Origin of the sequence: Lutibacter holmesii (assembly GCF_042679665.1) — a bacterium.
GTDB lineage: Bacteria > Bacteroidota > Bacteroidia > Flavobacteriales > Flavobacteriaceae > Lutibacter > Lutibacter holmesii.
Genome location: NZ_JBHTMV010000004.1, coordinates 1 through 14,940 on the forward strand (window position 1 = coordinate 1; position 14,940 = coordinate 14,940).

19 protein-coding genes are annotated in these 14,940 nt (G+C 28.1%); all 19 read right to left on the reverse strand.

Annotated elements, in window-relative coordinates; translation table 11 throughout:
• Positions 1 to 212: 212 nt before the first annotated feature.
• Positions 213 to 935: a hypothetical protein gene (locus tag ACFQ5N_RS08290; protein ID WP_386809033.1), complete on the reverse strand. Its 723-nt coding sequence runs from the start codon at positions 933 to 935 to the stop codon at positions 213 to 215.
• Positions 936 to 1,077: 142 nt separating this feature from the next.
• Positions 1,078 to 2,169: a hypothetical protein gene (locus ACFQ5N_RS08295; protein ID WP_386809034.1), complete on the reverse strand. Its 1,092-nt coding sequence runs from the start codon at positions 2,167 to 2,169 to the stop codon at positions 1,078 to 1,080.
• A gap of 173 nt (positions 2,170 to 2,342) precedes the next feature.
• Positions 2,343 to 3,035: a hypothetical protein gene (locus ACFQ5N_RS08300; RefSeq protein ID WP_386809035.1), complete on the reverse strand. Its 693-nt coding sequence runs from the start codon at positions 3,033 to 3,035 to the stop codon at positions 2,343 to 2,345.
• 220 nt (positions 3,036 to 3,255) lie between these two features.
• The gene (locus tag ACFQ5N_RS08305) at positions 3,256 to 3,615 is read right to left on the reverse strand and encodes a hypothetical protein (RefSeq protein ID WP_386809036.1); all 360 of its coding nucleotides are present in this window, start codon (positions 3,613 to 3,615) and stop codon (positions 3,256 to 3,258) included.
• Positions 3,616 to 3,834: 219 nt separating this feature from the next.
• Positions 3,835 to 4,359, reverse strand: coding sequence for a DUF6933 domain-containing protein (locus tag ACFQ5N_RS08310; RefSeq protein WP_386809037.1), 525 nt, complete (start codon positions 4,357 to 4,359; stop codon positions 3,835 to 3,837).
• A gap of 148 nt (positions 4,360 to 4,507) precedes the next feature.
• A complete protein-coding gene (locus ACFQ5N_RS08315) occupies positions 4,508 to 4,930 on the reverse strand; it encodes a hypothetical protein (protein WP_386809038.1) in 423 nt (140 codons plus the stop codon).
• Between the two features lie 158 nt (positions 4,931 to 5,088).
• Entirely contained in the window at positions 5,089 to 5,691 is a 603-nt protein-coding gene (locus tag ACFQ5N_RS08320; RefSeq protein WP_386809039.1) for a hypothetical protein, read from the reverse strand.
• A 174-nt stretch (positions 5,692 to 5,865) separates the two neighbouring features.
• Positions 5,866 to 6,270 (reverse strand): hypothetical protein, encoded by a 405-nt coding sequence (locus ACFQ5N_RS08325; protein ID WP_386809040.1) that lies wholly within the window; start codon positions 6,268 to 6,270, stop codon positions 5,866 to 5,868.
• A 26-nt stretch (positions 6,271 to 6,296) separates the two neighbouring features.
• Complete coding sequence (locus ACFQ5N_RS08330) at positions 6,297 to 6,506, reverse strand: Imm27 family immunity protein (RefSeq protein ID WP_386809707.1); 210 nt, start codon at positions 6,504 to 6,506, stop codon at positions 6,297 to 6,299.
• Between the two features lie 390 nt (positions 6,507 to 6,896).
• Complete coding sequence (locus tag ACFQ5N_RS08335) at positions 6,897 to 7,112, reverse strand: hypothetical protein (RefSeq protein WP_386809041.1); 216 nt, start codon at positions 7,110 to 7,112, stop codon at positions 6,897 to 6,899.
• 229 nt (positions 7,113 to 7,341) lie between these two features.
• Complete coding sequence (locus tag ACFQ5N_RS08340) at positions 7,342 to 7,785, reverse strand: hypothetical protein (protein ID WP_386809042.1); 444 nt, start codon at positions 7,783 to 7,785, stop codon at positions 7,342 to 7,344.
• A 1,155-nt stretch (positions 7,786 to 8,940) separates the two neighbouring features.
• Positions 8,941 to 9,537, reverse strand: coding sequence for a hypothetical protein (locus ACFQ5N_RS08345; protein WP_386809043.1), 597 nt, complete (start codon positions 9,535 to 9,537; stop codon positions 8,941 to 8,943).
• Between the two features lie 122 nt (positions 9,538 to 9,659).
• The gene (locus ACFQ5N_RS08350; RefSeq protein ID WP_282032674.1) at positions 9,660 to 10,196 is read right to left on the reverse strand and encodes a hypothetical protein; all 537 of its coding nucleotides are present in this window, start codon (positions 10,194 to 10,196) and stop codon (positions 9,660 to 9,662) included.
• 159 nt (positions 10,197 to 10,355) lie between these two features.
• Positions 10,356 to 11,513 (reverse strand): hypothetical protein, encoded by a 1,158-nt coding sequence (locus ACFQ5N_RS08355; protein WP_386809044.1) that lies wholly within the window; start codon positions 11,511 to 11,513, stop codon positions 10,356 to 10,358.
• A gap of 164 nt (positions 11,514 to 11,677) precedes the next feature.
• On the reverse strand, positions 11,678 to 12,091 hold the full coding sequence (locus ACFQ5N_RS08360) for a hypothetical protein (RefSeq protein ID WP_386809045.1): 414 nt from the start codon (positions 12,089 to 12,091) through the stop codon (positions 11,678 to 11,680).
• A 154-nt stretch (positions 12,092 to 12,245) separates the two neighbouring features.
• Positions 12,246 to 13,292 (reverse strand): hypothetical protein, encoded by a 1,047-nt coding sequence (locus ACFQ5N_RS08365; protein ID WP_386809046.1) that lies wholly within the window; start codon positions 13,290 to 13,292, stop codon positions 12,246 to 12,248.
• A gap of 151 nt (positions 13,293 to 13,443) precedes the next feature.
• Positions 13,444 to 14,025 carry a hypothetical protein gene (locus ACFQ5N_RS08370; RefSeq protein ID WP_386809047.1) on the reverse strand — a complete coding sequence of 194 codons (582 nt, stop codon included), beginning with the start codon at positions 14,023 to 14,025 and terminating at the stop codon, positions 13,444 to 13,446.
• Positions 14,026 to 14,181: 156 nt separating this feature from the next.
• Positions 14,182 to 14,601: a protein-export chaperone SecB gene (locus ACFQ5N_RS08375; RefSeq protein WP_386809048.1), complete on the reverse strand. Its 420-nt coding sequence runs from the start codon at positions 14,599 to 14,601 to the stop codon at positions 14,182 to 14,184.
• On the reverse strand, positions 14,567 to 14,938 hold the full coding sequence (locus tag ACFQ5N_RS08380) for a hypothetical protein (RefSeq protein ID WP_386809049.1): 372 nt from the start codon (positions 14,936 to 14,938) through the stop codon (positions 14,567 to 14,569). The genes ACFQ5N_RS08375 and ACFQ5N_RS08380 overlap by 35 nt, the downstream gene beginning before the upstream one ends.
• Positions 14,939 to 14,940 lie beyond the last annotated feature (2 nt).

A 14,940-nucleotide genomic window follows, 5' to 3' on the forward strand; every position in this document is an offset into this window, starting at 1 on the left:
CTTCAATTATTTTATTCATTTTGATTCTCAATTTATCAAACTTACTCAAATTTCATTTTTCGAGCCATTATTTACAACGGGCTTTTATAAGATTTGTGCGACTGGAAAATCGGAGATTTTTCGGACGTAGCAAATTGTTTGTTGAATGTTTGTCGGTTCGTTATTTATTTATATGTAAGCATAAATTTTATGAGTTGTTGCCTACAGTTATTTTAAGTACAATCATATGATGAAATCGTAAATGTTCCATCTTTGTGAATTATAATTTTTAATTCCTCTGTTGTACCTTCTGTTGTAAAAAATAACTCATTTTCTTTTTTTTCTTGAAATTGAGGTATTTCCATTTCATTTTCATTTTTAGTTTGGTTTATTAAATAATAAATAGATGTCATTAAATGATAAACCTCATTTGTCGACATTTTTTTTAGATTATAAATATGGTCAAAGCATCCATCAAACATTGAATAAATATATTCTCCATTTTCATATTCTGTTATTTCATCTTCTATTTCGTATTCTTTATTGTCAAATTTCTCAATTCTTTTTTCAATTCGTTTATTTTTTTCTTTCCCAATAATATTTGCAACGAAAATCCCATCATAAACATCTTTTATTTGAGGTTTAATTTTAGTCAAATCAGAGCTAAATAAATAACCAGAGTATGAGCCCGTTTGAATTCTAATAAAATTACCCCCAAGATAAAATCCTTCTCCAATCTTTTTTGATTGTCCTGTTTTTAAAATCTCTTTTGGAATAATTTTTTCTCCAACTTTTATTATTTTAAGAATCTTTGAATTCATACTAGGTTCTTGATATAATTCTGCTCCAAAAACATTAATTACATAATAAAAATCATTTTCGTCTTTTTCTTTTTGCTGAGAAGAACAAGAAACAATTTGAAGTACTAAAATTATTCGTAATAATATCTTTTTCATAATTGTAGGCAACGGGTTAGAATATGAAAAGTTGCGAATTTGATTACGCAATTTTCCGATGTTTAAATTTAAGTTTTTTATGTTTTAGAAACATTCTATTTTATTGAATTATGCAATTTTTTATATGCATTGTTGGGGGTAGTTATTTTTTTAATTCTATTTTTTGTTGTTTTACGGAATTTCCTGCAAGTTCTCTGACTTGAAAATAAATCTGCATTGAGTTTTCTGACAATTCTTTAATAGTTATATAGTTATCAGGCCATTTTATATTTGATATAAGTTTAATATATTTTCCATTTTTGCCTAATTTCCACGTTCCAGTAAAAATCACCTCTTTAGAATCCTCAATTTGGTCTTTAATTAGAATCCCTGATTTTTTAATGTTAAATGTATTTTCTTTTGAAAATGACATTTCAAATCTTTGATTTTTAAGACTATCATATTTTGAAGTTGATGGTTGAGGGATAGGGTTGTTAACCGCAATCCATTTACCAATTAATATAGATTTTATTGAATCTAATTGTTCATTATTTAAGGGAATCTGCTCTGTGAACTTTAATTTGTTATAAATTGGAGTTTTGTTTTCGTGCCACTCATTGAAAAAGAAATTCTCAGCATAGAAGACGGAATTGTTAAAATTATAAAAATGGTAAATGTTTTCCGCCCAATTTAGTGCATCAAATATTCCAATAAAGAAATGATTTTTATAAGAATCTATACCAAATCTGCCAACATTTGAATATCCAATTTCTCCAAAGTCATTTGTTATGATAACATTTTCATTGTCTAAAAAATCATAATATATTTTATTACTTAGAGAATTGGATTTAATAATCCATTGTGAATTATTAAAATAAGTACTATCAGGAATTTGAGATGAACTCAATTTAGATGGTTGCAATCTTCTCAAAAACACTTTTTTAATTGTAAAGCTATCAATGATACTACTAAATATTATTTGATTATCAGTAACTATTCCTGTAATATTTTCTTTATCTATTTTTATGTTTAAATCGTTATTTAACTTTTCATATTGATGTTCCTCTATATTATTGTTATATGTTTTGATTATTACATTTTGAGAATCAATAAAGTCTAAAAGTAAAAAAGAACTGTTAAAAGTTGTATCAGTTCGGTGAGTTCTTTTATAGATTTCCATTGAATATGCTGAAAACCAGATTCCATCTAAATTTTGTCCAATTAACTCACTCGTTAGGACTAAAAATATTGTCATTAATGTAAGAAATCTCTTTTTCATCGTAATTACCCCCAACGGTTTTTTATATGATTTGTGCGACTGGAAAATCGGAGATTTTTCGGTTGTAGCAAATCGTTTGTTGAATGTTTGTCGTTTGTTCTAGTTCAAATTTAAGCATAAATTATATGAGTTGTTGGCAATAGTTTTTTTTATTCAAATCTCCCATACCAATTCCAGTATTCTCCTGAATTTGTCAAATCATATTTCCCATAATCTGCTTTATCATTTTCATATACTCTAAAAGTATTCATATTTGGAAATATTTTGAGAATCGTTTTTATAGAATCAACGGTTTGTTTTTTTATATTTTTATCAATTATTAAGTTGAAATACATTTTGTCTTCTTCCGATTCTTTTCTAATTGCTCTTTCGGAATAGATAAAAGGTTCAATATTATCTAAAATTTTCGAATTATTAAATTGATTTGAGTAATCAGATTTTACAATTAGTTTTCCATTTTTTTGTGTGATGTATAAATTTACTCCTAAATCCATTGAATCGTTCTTTACAAGTTTGAAATCAGCTTTCGGTAAGTTAATTTCCATTTTCATTTCTCGTAAATAGTGTATCCAATAATTCTCTACTTTAAACAAAGCTGGAATTTTGAAAATCGAATCAAAATCATTCTTAATCAATAAAGAATCGTTTGATAATTTATAATTCAGTTTTATGTTTTCTCTTAAATCTGGGTGAATTTTCGGAAATTTTAAGAAAATTATAGATTCATTTGCTTTCCATTTTCCTGTTCTACTGAAATAATTTTCAGTTGAAACAACAGAATCATTGTAAAATTTGAAATCTGTCATTCCATTATTTGGAAGATTATTCCAATTTCCAATCAATTTTTTTTCATATTCGTTTCTCGAACAACTTGATAAAATAATCAGAAATATTATTATAATCTTTTTCATCGTAAATTATTGCCAACGGGTTTTTATAAGATTTGTGCGATTGGAAAATCGGAGATTTTTCGGACGAGGCAAATCGTTAGTTGAATGTTTGTCGTTTGTACTAGTTCAAATTTAAGCATAAATTTTATGAGGTGTTGTGCATAGTATTTTTTTAATCAAATCCAATTTCAGAGTAATACCATCTTTCGTTCAATTGGACAATTCTATATGATGCTCCAATAATTTCGTCATTCCCGTAATTCCGTGGGTTTTTATTGAAGTCATAAATTATTCGTTTCTCAGTTTTAATTATACTTCCAGACCTATTCACAAAAATAATCAGACTGTCATTTTCCTCTACAAATCCAGAATATCTCGGATTTTTCATTCCACTATTTTTTACAATTAAATCAATGTTCAAGTCACGAATATCTCCAATTATGAATTCATCCATTTCATCTCTGTCAAAAGTTCCGTTGTCATATTTGTCAATTTTTGAAATCAAATCAGTTAGTTCCGTTTTATAATCCAAAACTCTTTTTTCATTGAATGGATTACATGATATAAAAACGATTGTTAAAATGATAAGAATGAGTTTTTTCATATTATGCACAACGGTTTAGAGTTATGATTTCGTTGCGACAAATTCGGTAGAATTTTCGTTATAGTAATCAGGTTAAATATACAGAAAGATTGTCGGACAATTACCAAACCTAGCAATGAATTATACGCATTGTTGTACACTGTTTTTTTATTCCGTTAACAATCTTTTTATTTCAATCGTTGATTTTGTAAAATCATCCATTTTTTTACTCGTACCGATGTGAATTGGAACAGAATTTAATCCGCTAGCTAAATCAATAAATGGCATATTTTCATACTTCTCATAATCAACTTTCCAGCATTCTAAATTAGCTAATTTATGATTCTGAAATCCAGCTGTTTTTCTATCGTTATCTGTTGGATGAAATTCAATTTCTCCAATTATTTCATTTAATTTGTCAAACTCAATGTATATTCCATCATTTTTTAATTGCTCATAAAGTGAATCTTTAAACTTCTTATTTATCAAATTTAAATCAGCTGACTTAACATCTGGTAAGATCAAGCAATATTGAGTTTTCGCATTTGAAATTAGCCAACATTTTTTTCTATCAACATAAAATATTGTTGCATTCCATTTTCCTAGTATTCCACTTTCTGAATTTTTATCAGTCTGAATTATTTTTTTTATTGTTTTTTCTAATTTTTTCGTAGTGTAAATTGGTGTTCTCATCAAATAGTGTACAACGTTTATGTATAAGAATAGTGCGGTTTTGTGTGCGAGGATTTTCCGCAGGAAAATCAGACGTAACAAAAGTGCACGGACTCTTGATTAAGCACTAAACTAAGCATTATTTTTATACTGTGTTGTATGCAGTTTTTTATTCAATTCGTTTGAAAATAGCATAATCAGATGTGATAAAGTTGTTAGGTCTTTTTCCATCGGTTCCTCTTGCTAATAATATTTCATTTTTATTATTAAACTTTATTATACAAGGCCAAACTAATTTACGTCCACTTTTTAATTCCGTAAAAGTCAAATCGAGCTCAATTGGTTTCTTTTCAGATACTATTTTGTATTCTAAACTGAATTTCATTCCATTCTGTTCGAAATTCTCTCCGCCAAGAATTCTGTCTTCAGTTTCAATTATTGTTGAACCATCCTTTTTAAAAGTAAAATAGCCAAATCCAGAGTGATCTTCAGATTTCCATTTTCCGATAATTTCAAATTCAGACTTATTTTCATTTTGCGAAAATGATGTTTGAAATGCTGTAATTAATAAAATTATAATCAGTTTTTTCATAGGTTTCTTAAATTGCATACAACGGGCTAGTATAAGATTTGTGCGACTGGAAAATCGGAGATTTTTCGGTGGTAGCAAATCGGTTTGTTGAAATGTTTGTCGGTTTGTACTAGTTCAAATTTAAGCATAAATTTTATGAGTTGTTGTACTGCGTTTTTTTATATTATTTTCAAAAATGAAGGGAATTTCTCGGAATAAACTATTCTTAATTGACTTCCTTTCATTCTGTTTAATGTTAAAGTATTTTGTTTTAACTCAAACATTTTGTTCTCATAATTATCATCTTTCTCTGAATATCTAATCATTAATCCTTTTTGAATGGTTTTCTCATTGTTCTTGAATTTGATTAAATAAAAATCTTCTCTACCAGTTCTTTCAATCTCAAGTCTTTTCATTCCAATAATTACTCCGGTTGTCTCAATTGTATTATTACGTAAGTAAAAATCTCTCAACTTGTAATTAAAATATTCACCTGATTTTTCAAGTCCGAGAACCATTCCTAAAATGATTGTGTATAATAATCCGTTTCCAAAAATCCACAAAATCCATTTTTGAGGTACTTTTAAAAAAGGTTTTTTCGGTTTATTACTGAACTTGTCAAATAGCAAGAAAAACAATGCTGAAACTCCAAATAGAAATAAGAATAATGATAAATATTTTATCAAAACCCAATAATCAATATTATGATTGAGTAATGTCTTTAAAATCAATCCGATTGTTATCATTGAAGTTCCAATAATATATTTTAAATTCTTTCTCAATTATTCAGTTTTTTTCTTTTCGTAAATGCAGTACAACGGTTTTTTATAAGATTTGTGCGTTTGGAAAATCGGAGATTTTTCGGACGTAGCAAATTGCTTGTTGAATGTTTGTCGTTTGAACTAAATCAAATTTAAGCATAAATTTTATAAGTTGTTGTACAATGTTTTCTAATTCTAATCTTTAATCTTGTACGAATTAAATCGTCTAACATTTCTCATTTGTATGTTTTCTATTAATTGAAAAATTATAAATGGAATTGCAAATGCTCCGAGTAATTTTCCAAAACTAGAAAAGTTCTTTTTACTTTCAAATTGTTCTTTATATTCCAAGTAAAATTCTCCAATAAAATGATAAATCAGAATTGTTCCAATTACAAAAATTAAAAATCCAATTATCGAGATAACTCTATTTTTCTTTGCATTTATATCATTCGGATGGTGACAACTTTTAGTTGAGCATTCTTTACAGAATAATTCGATATTTTCTCCTTTTTCAAGACTCAATTCTGCTCGGTCAGAAACATTTTCAGTGAACTCAATATATTTTCCACAATTTTTGCATTTTGATTCGAGTTTCATCTTTTCTAGCAATATTTTTATTTGATTTAAATAAGTTTTGGTGGACCACCTCCTTGTAAATGATTCTCGGGATAACTCAATTCCCAAATTTCACCATCGTTTCTTTTATATCTAGTTATCCAACCATCCTCACTTGATTCAAGTTTAACAAACTCATTTTTAATCATTGATTCTATAATTCCACAATTTGAATCAGCAATCATTTTTTGATCTTTAAAAATCCATTTTCCTATGATTACTTTTTAATTCATCTAATATTGTACAACGGGCTTTTATAAGATTTGTGCGACTGGAAAATCGGAGATTTTTCGGACGAAGCAAATCGTTAGTTGAATGTTTGTCGTTTGTATTAGTTCAAATTTAAGCATAAATTTTATGAGTTGTTGTGTAATGTGGTTTTGAGTTCAAATTAATCTTTTCAGTAATAATTCTAACCGATTCAATTCTCAAATCCGTAATAATTGCTAAATCCTTGAATTTATCTTTCTAGTTTTAATTTTTCATTTTACTTTTCCGTTTCAATGAGTTTTTTCAGATTCAATGCTCATTTTCTCGGTTTTACTCGACTTTCTCCGTCTCAACTAATAATTCCGCTATTGTGCTAAAATCGTTGAGTTTAATTGAATTTATGTTCTAGTAATTTCTCTTTCTATTTTGGGAAATAAATATATCCAAATAGGAATATTTAATATTAAAAATAGTAATATTCTTAAATTTGATTCACTTTTAGTGCTCAGTAGGATAGAAGCTCCTAATAAAACGCCTGTGCAGAAAAATCCTAAAGCAATTATTAAAATTCCTTTTTTTGTTAAAATCAAATTTCCAATTTTAAATGTTTTCATAGTTATTAATTTTCGCTCGTGACTCTGACTGTTTATTATTTTAAACTCATTAAACTCAAATTTGGAATTTCGGAGGAAATTCCGCCATATTACACAACGGTTTAGAATAACCAAAGTTGTGTTTTGGTTTTTACAATTTTTCGTTTTATAAAAATAATAAAATTAGCATTAAGAAACATTCTATTTTACTAAATGAAACAATTTTGGTTATGCATTGTTGGGCTTAGTTTTATAAGTTGTTGATAGCATTAATTTTTTTGTCAATTCCATTAAAATAATCAACATATTCTGTTAAATCAGTATCTATCCATTCTAGCAACTCATACATTTCTTGTTTTATTAAAATTGCATCTGAAAAATCTATTGTATTTCCATTAAAACAGATTGGTTCATTATGGTAGACTCTGTTTCTAAACTCTCGAATTCTATTTAATTTTTGGTTTATAAGACTTCTATTCATAGTTGGTGGTTTATTAGGAAAGCAATGAATTATTACACCTCCAATTAATCGATAATGATGAGTGTCAAATAAACTTGTCCAAAAACCTAAAGATTGTTCTGCTATAATTTTTCCAGCGGTTACTGCTCCTCCTTTTCTTCTTATCGTGTTTTCTGCTTTTTGCACACTATTTTTTAAAAAATACCTAGATCTAGTTAATGATTGATCATTCATAAATCTATTTTTTTCTGTTATTATCCAATTTGGATTTGCAAAATGTGATGAGATTTGATAATTTACAATATTTCTCAAGAAAATCTCAAATAAATTAAAAACAGGGTAGAATGATTGTGAAACTCTTAAGTTTATCCTATATAGTTTTTGAGCTTTTGATTTAGAGTTATTAGTTGCTGATAAAAACCTATCTAATCTGGGTTGAGAGACAAAATATTCAAGTTTACTATATTCCAATTTGGGTTCGTTTTATTTGTGTAATACAAATATAATTAATATATTTGCAACGTAATGCTTGATAAAGCCTCTTTCTTTTTAAGAAACGTAATCAAGTTAAAGATACTAAAAGCCTTTCATTCATTTGAGAGGCTTTCTTTTTTAGTAATTAAGCCCAACGGGCTTTTATAAGATTTGTGCGACTGGAAAATCGGAGATTTTTCGGACGTAGCAAATCGTTTATTGAATGTTTGCCGTTTGTTCTAGTTCAAATTTAAGCATAAATTTTATGAGTTGTTGTGTAATGTGGTTTTGAGTTCAAATTAATCTTTCTTGTTGATATTTTAATCGTTTCCACTCTCAAATGCGTAATAACTTTTAAATCCTTGAATTTATGTTTCTGTTTTAATTTCTCATAAACACTTTTCCGTTTCTGCGAGTTTTCTCGTAATCAATGCTCTTTTTTTCGGGTTTAAGAGATTTTCTCCGTTTCAACTCATAATTCCACTGTTGTGCTAAAATCATTTCGATCCTCCGAGTTTTACGATTCTATTATTCATTTTCCAATTCGTTGCTCAAATCTAACGGCTTTAAATATTATTCAATAGAGTAGAAGTAGTTTTCAACTTTTTCTATCTCATTAATTTTATCGGTTTGTGACTCTGACAGTTTGATATTTTTAACTCATAAAACTCAAATTAGGAATTTCGGAGGAAATTCCGCCATTTTATACAACGGCTTCGTGTATTGTTAGTGTGGGAATAGAAAATCAGAGATTTTCGATTTAGCACTTAGTTAAAGCATTTTGTTTGCTTTTATCTTTTTTCTGTCAAAAGTCAAATCAAAATGATTTGACGGACTTAGTAAAAATGCAGAAAACTTTGGATTAAATACAAAAACCCGCATTAATTATACACATTGTTGTACAACGTATTTTTGTCAAAAGGAAGTAACCTTAATCGGAATTCCTAATCTTTCGTAAAGTCCTTTATACGTTTTTATTTTAATCAAATTAGATTCAATAGTAAGGTCTTTTGTTTTGAGTTGTATTTTCATTTCAACTTCCAAATCGCCTTTAGAATGACTTATAGTGTTAGAATGAAATAAAATATATTGATTTGGTGGTAATTCCATTGTCCAATAACTGTTTCCACAAGATGAACCAAAAGTCGTATGAAGTGTTTCCCATTTTTTATCTTTTTCAACTTTTGTTTCTAAATTTCCGATGGTTGCATCTATTCTCGGAATTTTGATTGTATCATTTGTGAAGTTAAATAAATAAACTTCCATATAAATTCCTTTATTTTCCGAGACGATTTGATAATCTTTCGGGATATGCATAAAAACGCCTTCTTTAGTTTTAAGGCTTTTTATTAATTCAGAGTTATAATCAATTGATTCAGTTTTTTTAAACCAACCGTTTATATTTCTCCAAATAAAGTCCATTTCGAAATTCATTTTTTTATTCGAAGTTTCTTGAGCATTTAAAGAAATTCCAATTCCAATGAATAATATTGTTAATAGTATGTTTTTCATATGTTGTACAACGTTGTTGTGTATGGTTAGTTGCGTGGTTAAGCAACTAAATTAGCAAACTTTTACGAACCCGAGAAAATTCCGCAGGAATTTTCGCAAGTAAGCACATAAAAAGCAATTAATTATACACGGTGTTGGGCATTGGCTTTTTTGATTTTCAGTTGATATCTTATTCCGTAAATCAGTCCAATTATTCCACCAATATAGCTGAAATTATGCATTGCTCCAGCAGTTAAAAAACTTTTTTGGTCAGTCAATTCAACTGATAGATTCCAATGAGCGTCTAAGTTTGAGATTATTAACTTACCAACCATAATTCCTATGACTCCAAATCCGATTGCGATTCCTAATGTCCGAACTGTTGCTCCGAAAGCGCTTTTCCACATAATTTTGGAATTCAGTTGGAACATTCCAACTATTCCGTTTATCAGTCCGATTAAAAGTCCGAACCACCAAGTTGATAATATTCCAACTAAAGAAGCTGTTAGTCTCGGTTGATTTTCTCCCATAAAATAGAAGTCAAATTGGCGGAACTTAAATTTTGTAAAATATTCAGGTGAGATTGAGTAAGAAATTTGATTGTGTAAAAATCCGTAAATCGAAGCGAGAATAATCGATAGAAAAATTATTAAAATTAAAAGTCCAATTTTTTTCGCCATTCTGTTTTTCAGCTTGTGCCCAACGGGCTTTTATAAGATTTGTGCGACTGGAAAATCGGAGATTTTTCGGTGGTAGCAAATCGTTTGTTGTATGTTTATCAGTTCGTTCTTTAGTTTAAAAGTAAGCATAAATTTTATGAGGTGTTGGCAACTGGCTTTTTATTCCTTACAATATTTTTCCATTGCTTCTAAAACCATCGAATTATCATCTCCAAGTGACACAGCTTTTTGTAAATCGTTACATATTTTAGTCAATTCTGATTCTGGTATTTCAGTTTCTTTTGAAGCTATTATTTGTATGTCTTTTGATTTTGATAAAATCCGACCATTATCGAGTTCGTGTTTTCTTAAAATTGTAAAAGCTCGATTTGAATACGCATTTGTAAAATATGGCTCAATTTCAAGTGTTTTATCAAAATCTTTAATTGCCTCGTCAAATTGAAAATCATTTAATTTCATAGTTCCTCTTGCAAAATATCCATCCGCCCAAGTAGGGTCTAATTCCAACGCTTTATTTAGTTTTTTAATCGCTCCTTTATAATTTACTTGTTTATACAGTTCTTGTGATTGGTTATAATAGTCAAACAACTTGTCGTTTATCTTGTCTTTTTGATAAACTCCATTTTTATATGTGTTTTTGCCTTTTTCCATTCCAGTTGAATAATAAGAAAAGGATTCTCCGTTCATTTCCCCATTTTCATTAAAAGTAGTTCGTTGTTTCAATTGTCCATTTGGATGATACATTTCCCAAACACCACTTTCTTTTCCATTTAAAAATTCACCTTTTTGTTTTAAAGTTGCATCCTCATAATACTCTTTTTCCAAACCATTTTCAATACCATTTGAATAAACTCTTTCCATTGATATTTGACCGTTAGGAAAATACATTGTTCTCACTCCTGAAACCTTACCATTATAAAAAACTCCTTCTCCTTGTTTCTTTCCAGTTAAGTAATAGTCAATAAATTTTCCTGAATATGGTGTTGAACTATCTTTTAAATACCAAGTTCCATTTTTTTTGGTCATTAAATTAGTTGTCGGAATAGCTTTTAAACTATCAGGTCTTTTTACATATTCTTTTGTAAAAACATAAATAACTCCATCCAAATCTTTGTAGCCTGATGATTCTATTATTTTTTTATCTTTTACAACAACAATATTATCAATTTCGTTTTCCGTTAAACTTCCAAATTCTTCTTTCGGTTCTTCTATTATTGGAATAGAATCTACAACGTATAAGACGTTTTCATTTGAGTTCTGACTAAATCCAATTGTTGATGATAAAGTCAGTAATAAAATCAGTATTTTGTTTTTCATTCGTGATTTTTTTTAGCTTGTTGCCAACGGGCTTTTATATGATTTGTGCGACTGGAAAATCGGAAATTTTTCGGTGGTAGCAAATAGTTAATTGAATGTTTATCGTTTGTACTAAATCAAATTTAAGCATAAATTTTATGAGTTGTTGTAGCACGTTTTTTTAATCATTTTATTTCTCTTATTCTCAAATATCTGTTTTTTCCAAATGTTAAGAAATAGAACGGATATATCAATCCGATTACAACAATTAAAATCAAAATATTCAATTGTTTATCAAATATATACAATGCTAAAAAATAAATCAATGCAAAAAATGCAGATATAATCGAAATTAATCGACCGTATTTATATCCTGATATTTCAAATTCTTTAGAATCGTTCTCGGTAATCTCGAAGTTAATTTTCGGGCTTTTACACCAATCAATTTTTCCGTTAATATCATAAGTTCCAGAATCTAAATCAAATTCCTTAGTTTCTCCATTTGCAATCGTTCCAATTTTTTTGTCATCGATATAAATTCCGTAATCTCTTAGTTTATTATTCCATTCAGAATTTCTTTTTAAAATCAATTTTGTCATTTTTCATAGTTTTTTTTCGGCAATGTGCTACAACGTGTTTTTATAAGATTTGTGCGACTGGAAAATCGGAGATTTTTCGGACGTAGCAAATCGTTAGTTGAATGTTTTTCGGTTCGTTATTTAGTTTAAATGTAAGCATAAATTTTATGAGGTGTTAGGCAAAGTTTTTTTTATGATGATATTTTTTATAAAAATCAATATACTGTTTATTTAATTCGATTATTTTAGAAAATACTCCCTCTTTATCAGAAGTTTGATTTAAAAGAAAAATATTCTGTCCTTTATAAACTTTTGAAACTAATTCTCCAATATATTTAGTCTCTAAACCTTTTACAGATTCATAATCCAATTTTTTTGATAAATCATAAATTGGTTGGATTTTATTGTTTTTTATTCTAAATAATGTGCCTATTCTTTTTTCTCTATTTATACAGTGTTGAATTAGATACGAATCATTAAAGTAATTTGTTTCATATTCTAATTGAGAATGAATTGGTTGATAAATTGTCAACACTCCTTTGTGTAATTTCAAATTGGTAATTTCAGGTTTGGTTTCTCTATCATATTTCCAATCAGATAATGATAATATTCCACTTTCTGTAAATTCCATTTTATTTGGATAAGGAAACCCACAATTTTGTGAAATTAAAAAATCATTTGAACCATTAATAATTAAAATGTTATTTATACGTAAAGCAAAACAAGATGGATTAACTTGGAAAGCAAAAGTTTCAACACCAAATGCATTTAATCCTTCAGATTTATTATTTGATTCTAAAAAGTGAATTTGCATAAACCTATCTTTTTTCCCTAATCGATTGTCAATACACAATTTAGGCTCAATTTGAGCTTTGTTATTTTCTAAGTAATAATAATTTATCCATAAGCCAATTCTGACTTTATCTAGCCAATCTAAAACCATTATTGCTTCAGTTGAAGTAATTTCAGATTTTTTAGACAGTTTATCAATTATTGGACTAACAATTCCCTCAAAATCAGCGTATTTATCATTGCATTTTGTACAAGAAGGAGAAGTGAAATTTTTCCAATTGAAAATGATATCTTTCTTTTTTATGTAGTCATAGCCAAATTGTACAACTCTATTTGGGTCTCCAGTCATTCTCAATAACCATTGAGGAAGTACGTGTTCTTTATTCTTTTTATTAGGTTTATTTCCACAAAAAACGCAAATTTTATTCATAGCAGGATTTTCGTTTTAATTTTGCCTAACGGTTTTGTGTATGATTTCGTTGCGTGTTTAAGCAACTAATTTAGCAAATACAAACCAAATAGAAAGTCCGCGAGGACTTTCGTAAGTAGGCTATAACTAGCAATGAATTATACACGGTGTTCTACACCGTTTTTTCTTTCCGATAAACATTTATTTCGCTACTTGTCGCTGTAATAAAATATTCTCCATTGGATGAAAATCCGAAAGCTCTTAATTCATAATCGTGAAAGATTCGGAAGCAATGTTTTCCATCATCTTCTTTATATATACTTTTAAAATTCGGTTCAAATATTAAGTCAATTATTGGCCATTCAGTTGCCATATATTGAATTCCATCTCCATATTGATTCAAGAGAGGTAATCCGCCTCCACATAATCCGCTAATAGTTATTTTTTCATTCGCAAGTTTTCCAATTCCCATAGACCAAAGTTCATAAGAATTAAACCAATCAAAATCGGCATTATTATCTCTTTCGGTCAATTCAAATGTCGAACAGTCAATAATTCCTCGACCTTGACTTGAAACAATTAATAGCCATTCAGGATGATTTTTTGAAAATCCAACTTCGCTTAATCCTCCAACAGCAAATGTTTCTTTTTTCCATCCAGTTGGAATGTCAGATTTCTTTGCATTATCGACTAATTTTTGAAGTCTTAATCGATTTTCGTGTTCTGGATTATTGTTTTTACTAAAAATTTTCATTGCGTTGTCAAATGGTGTAGAACGTGTTTGTATATGGTTTGTTGCGTGGTTTTAGCAACTAATTTAGTAAATAATTACCGACCAAGAAAGTCCGCGAGGACTTTCGTAAGTAGGCGAGAAGCCAGCAATAAATTATATACGGTGTTGTAAGCAGTTTTATATAATAGATATATTTTCTTTAAGAGGTATCTCTAAACCAGTTAAATTCATTAATCCTAATTTTAACAATTTTGTGTTTGCTTGTAAGGTCAATGTACTAATAAATGCACGTAGATAGGGAAACATAATTGCTATTGCATTTTTGTAAAAATAATTTGGAATTTCTGTGTATTCTATATTTGACTCAAACTTGAATACAGCAATAGAATTTAGTTGAAATATAAAATTCCCTAAATTATCCTCATTATGCGAAATGAAATTTAAACTTAAAATAAATTCTCCTGTTTTTGAATTATAAGTACCTCTAGGCTCTAAACCGATTTTTAGATTATTCCCATTGTTATTATTTTCATTATATGAAAATTGAGGAACCTTAAATTGTTCAAATGAAAACGCTGCTTTTTGTACTTCTTTCATAAGTCAAATGTATCAAAAAAAAAGACTCTGATAAAATATCAGAGTCTTTTTTATTATTTTCAATCAATCCTATGTCAGGTGGATACCATTCATAACACGATTTTTGTTCGTTAATGATTCCATATGTATCAATTTCATCAAATGAATAATCAATATTTTTTTCTTGAGAAATAGAAATATTTGCTATTGAGAATGAGTTTGATAAATTTTCTATATAAGAAAACACATCAGTACCAATAGAAATTTTTCTCATTTTCTCTAAGTCTAATTTTACTTGTTCTTTGTTCTCAAGTAAATGTTTTCTAAGTGCTATTTTAGCTTTTTCTATTGCTTTCATAA